The following is a 6,449-nucleotide window of genomic DNA, read 5'->3' as shown; positions in this document are numbered from 1 at the left end:
TAGCCCTGGACAGCTGTTTTCGGGGTTTTTGTGTACGTTAATTTAAAAAGAAACACTCGTATTTACAAGGGATGTGATTTTTATGAATGTGCCTCAGAAGAGAAAAGGTGCATCAAATTATGTAGTAGTTCTACGTATTTTATAAGTTCTTCTTTGGCAATAAACTCGTTTGCTCTATGGGCTTGATCGATGGAACCGGGACCGCATATAATACTCTGTAAACCAGCTTCGTTATACTGTCCTGCTTCAGAGGCGTAGGCCACAGTTCCAAAGTTGGTATTGGCGTTTATTTTGGATATTAGTTTTACAATATCGCTATCCGTTTTACTGTCAAAAGGGGTAACTGGTGGATGAATTTCTTTTGTTTCAATCTTAAAATCGGGGAATATTTTCTTTAACTCTTGCATGCGCTGTTGGCAATGTAACTTAAATGCATTTACAATAGTTGATATATCATCACTTGGAATTACCCTAGCATCCCAAGAAAAATACGCCTTGTCTGCAATAACATTTGGTGCAATACCACCATGGATTATACCCGTGTGTAATGAAGAATGAGGTGGTGTAAAACGCAAATCTATATGTCCAGCGTCTATAAGCGCATTCATTTTAGCTTCCAGCCATAGTATTAAACGTGCAGATTCGTTGATGGCGCTTACCTCTTTTCTAATACCACTACTGTGGCCTGCAGAACCATTTACGGTTGTAGTGTACAAACAAATACCTTTATGGCCTATAATAGGTTGCATTAACGATGGTTCTCCAATAATGGCATATTTTGGAGTTTCAGGATAATAATTTTGTAAATGGCGTATTAATTCTGGAGCAGATAAGCACCCAATTTCCTCATCGTACGAAAAAGCAAAATAAATAGGTTTTTTCAAATCTGCTTTAACCAAATTAGGAAGTACATTTAGGCAACAAGCTAAAAAGCCTTTCATATCGCAAGTGCCACGTCCGTAAAGGTTTCCATCATCTTTATTAGTCAAAACAAAAGGATCTGTATCCCAATTTTGACCTTTAACAGGAACTACATCGGTATGCCCTGAAAGTATGATGCCACCGTCTACAGAAGGGCCAATTCTACAGTGCAAAGAGGCTTTTGTGTGTTCTAGATTAGGAACTAAAGTGCAGGCTACACCAAATGATTCTATATAATCTTTTATCCAGTTTATAATAGTAAGATTAGAATCTCCCCCTAAAACAGGAAAGGCAACTAGTTTTTTTAACAAGGCTGTTGTGGTCATTTAATTTTTGTTTCTAAGTCCTTAATAATTTTAGAGGCATCCTCCTTATAATCAAACCATATGATATCTTCGGTTTTTTTAAACCAGGTTAATTGTCGTTTGGCAAAACGTCTTGTATTTTTTTTTATTTCTGAAATAGCAAATTCTAAGGACCACTCACCATCTAAATAATTAAACAATTCTTTGTAGCCAACTGTATTTAGGGCATTAAGATGTTTATACTCTTTTAAGGATTTTACTTCGTTAAGTAAACCTTCTTCTAGCATAATATCTACACGTTGGTTAATTCGGGAATAAATAATGTCTCTATTGGCATTTAAGCCAACGGTTATGGTGTTAAAAGAACGCTCTTGTTTCGCTTTATTTAAAAAGGAAGCATAGGGTTTCCCCGTGCCTATGCAAATTTCCAAAGCGCGAATTACGCGATGGGGATTATCAATAGCTATGTTATTGTAGCTCTCAATGTCTAGTTGTTTTAATTGTTGTTGCAGATAGTCTAATCCTTTTAGTTTAAGGTCTGAATTAAGTTGTGTTCTTATGCTTTTGTCTACATCAGGAAAGTGGTCTAGCCCTTTAGTAACAGCATCTACATACAAGCCAGAACCTCCCACCATAATTACAACATTATAGGTTTTGAAGAGGGAGTTTAAACAATTTATACCATCTTTCTCAAAACTACCAACATTGTAATTGTCTTTAATGGATTTGTGATGTATAAAGTGGTGTTTTACAGTAGCTAGTTCTGTTTTGGTTGGCGCAGCAGTACCAATTTGCATTTCCTTGAAAAACTGACGAGAATCGGCTGAAATTATTTCAGTATTAAAATATTGAGCTAATTTTATACTCAGCGCTGTTTTGCCAATTGCTGTTGGGCCAACTATTGAAATTAGATATTTGTTTTGAGTTTTTATTGGTTACTATTTTTAGAAATGTAAAGGTACTATGAAAAACAAAGTAGACCAAGGTATGGTTTTAAAAATAGTGTTTGCGGATAGATGCGATAAGGATTGAAGCGACATCCTTTTTTGAGGAACGAGAAAAAGATATAGCGGAAAGCCTGACCACGCCTAAGCGTGGTATCGCCCAAAAAATTAAATATGCAACTTTTCGCCACAATTGTAGCAGTAGTCGGCTTTGTCTTTATGGTTTTCTGCCAAACAATTTTCGCACGATTGGGAATTTAATGAAACGTTGTTACGTGTATCTTGTTTTTTGGGTTTGCTCTGGGCTGTGTATTCTGCGGAAACAATACCAGTAGGAACCGCTATAATACCATAACCTAAAATCATTACTAAAGATGCTATAAACTGCCCTAAAGGCGTTTGGGGAGCAATATCCCCAAATCCTACCGTTGTTAGCGTTACAATACACCAATACACACTTTTTGGTATATTAGAAAATCCATTTTCTTCACCTTCTACCAAGTACATTATGGTACCAAGTATTATTGCAATTATTAGTACCGCAAATAGAAAAACTGATATTTTTGCTTTACTTGCTTTTAAAGCGTTTACTAGATTATTTGAGGCGCCTAAGTACCTTGCTAATTTTAATATTCTAAATACACGAAGTAATCTTAAGGCTCGTAAAGCTGCTAACGCATGAATGCCACCAAAAACAAGGGAAATGTATTTTGGAATTGTGGATAATAAATCGATAATGCCATAAAAACTAAACACATAGTTTAACGGTTTTTTTACTGTAATAATTCTTGCAATGTATTCTATAGTGAAAAGAATGGTGATAACCCACTCTGAGATATCTAAAAAATTATGATATTTTTCGTCAATACTATTAACGCTCTCTAGCATTACAAAGAGGATACTAGCAATTATTACTATAAATAGTACGAGGTCGAATAATTTACCTCCAGGGGTATCTGCTTCATAAATAATGTCATGAAGTTTGGTTCGCCAGCCTTTTTTAGGTGTTATATCCATAATTCAAAAGTAGTAAACATTTATTACTTCTTTTTTGTTTTTTAGTTAATGGCTAAATCCTAGCAAATTCATTGCTGTTTCAGTTTTTGGGGTTTAGTTGTATATGTTAGAAACCTTAGCTATATAAGAACGTATAAGTATTATGCCGTGGTTTAAATTTTAATAACTATTAAATAGTTATTAGTTTTACTTTTTTATTACGTCTTAGGTAACTTTGAATAATGTGCTGGGTGTCTCTATTATTTTGCATGGGCGTAATTATAGATTCTAAAACCTCAATATTGTTTATTTGATAGTTGAGGTTGAAGAACCCAAGTCCTTGAAAAACACCATCTTTTATAAGAATTGCGCTTCTTTCATCCACATCACGTCCTTTATCTACAATTACCATATTTTTATTAGCGTAACTGTTTTTGTCTATTAGTGCTAAAACACGTTTGTTATAATCTGATGCCGATTCTTTGCCTATACAGGCACCGTTACATTCTTTTATGTCGAAGTTAAAACAGCTAGATTTGGTTTTGTATTCGCCTGTTAGTTTTTGGCATAAAACATAATCGCTAATAGCTTTGGTTATAAAACTTTTGCCACTTTGCAAATTACTAAAAGTGGTTATGGGTTTTTTTCTATTATCAGCTTTTCTTACACTTAGGTTTATATAATTATTATCGTCTATAAAACTATAAAGTGCATGTGTAAAAATAGAACGTCTTAAAGCTTTATTAAATATAGGTTTGTTGCGCTTTATCTCTTCGCTTTCTTTTAAAAGTGCAACGAGTTCGCTGCCAGTAGCTTCGTATGTTACAGCTGTAACTAGAGATTGAATTTTTTTTGATTTAGGGTTTGTGTTGGTAAAATGTTGATTAATACGTTTTTTTATATTGTTGCTTTTTCCAATATAGATTATTTCTCCATCTGCATTATGGATATAGTATACTCCTGTTATAGTTGGCAATTCTGCAATAATTTCTAAATGCTTGGGCTCTAGTTGGCGTTTGGGGTTTAACCTAACTACATCTTTAATTATGTTTTTTTCGGTATCCTTATCCAGCAACATTTTAAAAAGTTTTACGGTTGCTTGCGCATCACCAGAAGCACGATGTCTGTCGGCAACGGGAATACCTAAAGAGCGTACCAATTTCCCTAGGCTGTAAGATGGTTGCCCAGGAATTAAATATTTAGATAATTCTACTGTACAAAGCGATTTCCGTTCGTATTCAAAACCCAAGCGTCTAAACTCGGTACATAAAATTCTGTAGTCGAATTGTGCATTGTGGGCTACTAAAATACAACCTTCGGTAATTTCAACAATACGTTTTGCTACCTCATAAAACTTGGGCGCATTTCTTAACATATTGCTATTTATACCTGTTAAATTTACTACGAATGGCTGTATGTCTCTTTCGGGGTTTACTAAGCTTATAAATTGGTCTATTATTTTATGACCATCAAATTTATAGATTGCAATTTCGGTAATACCTTCCTCGTTATACTTCCCGCCTGTAGTTTCTATGTCTAATACTGCGTAAATACTGTAAAATTGTTTGTTATTAATTTTCGTTTTATAAACTAAAAACTATGGTTTATTTTAAAAACGACTAATTGTAATTTCTTGCCCCAAATATACTACTTCCAACACGAATCATTGTACTACCACAATTAATGGCCAATTTATAATCGCCACTCATACCCATGCTAATGGTTTCTGGTTTGAAATTTGAAACCTCTATGGTTTTTAAACTATCAAAAGTATTTTTTAAACTTTCAAACTCTTGTTTAATTTGTGTGTTGTTATCAGTAAATGTCGCCATTCCCATAACGCCCGTTATTTTGATGTTTTTTAATTCGGCAAAGGCAGAAGACTGTAAAATACTTGATGCGTCTTTGGCAGACATTCCAAATTTAGAATCTTCATTGGCTATTTTTATTTGCAGTAAACATTCAATAACCCGATTGTGTTTTTGGGCTTGTTTGTTTATTTCTTTCAACAATTTAAAATTGTCTACACCATGAATTAAACGTACAAAATTCGCCATATATTTTACCTTGTTGCGCTGTAAATGCCCAATCATATGCCATTCAATATCCTTAGGCATTTGTTCGTGCTTTTCAACCATTTCTTGTACCTTGTTCTCGCCAAATACACGGTGGCCAGCATTATAGGCTTCCATAATATCGCTTACGGGTTTAGTTTTAGAAACAGCAACAAGTGTAACATGTTTTGGAATTGCTTCTAAAATAGTATTAAGATTTTGTTTTATGCTCATTCTGCAAAATTACGAGTATTGAAAAGTTGGTGCAATTCTATATGTATTTATAATTTATAAAATGTATAAGTTGATTTATCTTATAAACTGAGAAGCTACTTTTTCTGCTTTTTTACTTTCTGAATAGTCATAAAACCCTTCTCCAGATTTTACGCCTAGTTTTCCAGCATTTACCATATTAACTAACAAAGGACACGGCGCATACTTGGGATTTTTAAACCCATTGTACATTACATTTAAAATAGACAAACACACATCAAGACCAATAAAATCTGCTAATTGCAAAGGGCCCATAGGATGTGCCATACCTAATTTCATAACCGTGTCTATTTCGGTAACACCAGCAACACCGTTGTAAAGCGTTTCTATAGACTCGTTTAGCATTGGCATTAAAATACGGTTGGCCACAAAGCCTGGGTAATCGTTAACCTCTACCGGTATTTTACCCAGTTTTTTAGAGAGTTCCATAATGGTTTGGGTTACTTCGTTACTAGTATTATAGCCACGAATAATTTCAACCAACTTCATAATAGGTACAGGGTTCATAAAATGCATACCAATAACACGTTCTGGATTAGAGGTAACAGCAGCTATTTGCGTAATTGAAATAGAAGATGTATTTGTTGCCAAAATTGTGGTGCCTGAACATGCTTCATCTAGCGCTTTAAAAATGTTTAGTTTTAAATCTAGGTTTTCAGTGGCAGCTTCAACTACTAAATCTGTGTTGTTAACACCGGTTTTAATATTGGTAAACGTTGTAATGTTATTAAGCGTTGTCTCTTTATCCTCTTTAGATATTTTTTCTTTGGCAACCATTCTATCTAAATTATTGGCAATGGTTTGCAGGCCTTTATTTAGGGCTGTTTCACTAATGTCTATAAGGTTAATTTTAAATCCGTTTTGTGCAAAAACATGGGCTATACCGTTTCCCATTGTGCCTGCGCCAATTACTGCTATGTTTTTCATATTTGTATTATATTATGATTATTTTGCTG

At 34.2% G+C, this 6,449-nt stretch carries 6 protein-coding genes; all 6 read right to left on the bottom strand.

Annotated features, from left to right (window positions below; all coding sequences use genetic code 11):
* Positions 1–80 precede the first annotated feature (80 nt).
* Positions 81–1,247: an acetylornithine deacetylase gene (gene argE / locus CLV33_RS16610; protein ID WP_105474818.1), complete on the bottom strand. Its 1,167-nt coding sequence runs from the start codon at positions 1,245–1,247 to the stop codon at positions 81–83.
* Positions 1,244–2,158 (bottom strand): tRNA (adenosine(37)-N6)-dimethylallyltransferase MiaA, encoded by a 915-nt coding sequence (gene miaA, locus CLV33_RS16605; RefSeq protein ID WP_105474817.1) that lies wholly within the window; start codon positions 2,156–2,158, stop codon positions 1,244–1,246. The genes argE and miaA overlap by 4 nt, the downstream gene beginning before the upstream one ends.
* Before the next feature lie 180 nt (positions 2,159–2,338).
* Positions 2,339–3,187, bottom strand: coding sequence for an ion transporter (locus tag CLV33_RS16600; RefSeq protein WP_211297577.1), 849 nt, complete (start codon positions 3,185–3,187; stop codon positions 2,339–2,341).
* A 169-nt stretch (positions 3,188–3,356) separates the two neighbouring features.
* Positions 3,357–4,718, bottom strand: coding sequence for an exonuclease domain-containing protein (locus tag CLV33_RS16595; protein WP_105474815.1), 1,362 nt, complete (start codon positions 4,716–4,718; stop codon positions 3,357–3,359).
* A 67-nt stretch (positions 4,719–4,785) separates the two neighbouring features.
* Positions 4,786–5,454 (bottom strand): YggS family pyridoxal phosphate-dependent enzyme, encoded by a 669-nt coding sequence (locus CLV33_RS16590; RefSeq protein ID WP_105474814.1) that lies wholly within the window; start codon positions 5,452–5,454, stop codon positions 4,786–4,788.
* Between the two features lie 75 nt (positions 5,455–5,529).
* Positions 5,530–6,420 (bottom strand): 3-hydroxyacyl-CoA dehydrogenase family protein, encoded by an 891-nt coding sequence (locus tag CLV33_RS16585; RefSeq protein WP_105474813.1) that lies wholly within the window; start codon positions 6,418–6,420, stop codon positions 5,530–5,532.
* Positions 6,421–6,449: the final 29 nt, after the last annotated feature.

This window comes from Jejuia pallidilutea, from assembly GCF_002973595.1.
Taxonomy (GTDB): domain Bacteria; phylum Bacteroidota; class Bacteroidia; order Flavobacteriales; family Flavobacteriaceae; genus Jejuia; species Jejuia pallidilutea.
Note: the sequence above shows the minus strand (reverse complement) of the source record. Positions and strands in the feature narration are given on the sequence as shown.

Excerpts from the sequence above, each read along its gene's own strand:
- argE (WP_105474818.1), bottom strand. The coding sequence starts at position 1,247 with ATGACCACAACAGCCTTGTTAAAAAAACTAGTTGCCTTTCCTGTTTTA.
- CLV33_RS16600 (WP_211297577.1), bottom strand. The coding sequence starts at position 3,187 with ATGGATATAACACCTAAAAAAGGCTGGCGAACCAAACTTCATGACATT.
- CLV33_RS16590 (WP_105474814.1), bottom strand. The coding sequence starts at position 5,454 with ATGAGCATAAAACAAAATCTTAATACTATTTTAGAAGCAATTCCAAAA.
- CLV33_RS16585 (WP_105474813.1), bottom strand. The coding sequence starts at position 6,420 with ATGAAAAACATAGCAGTAATTGGCGCAGGCACAATGGGAAACGGTATA.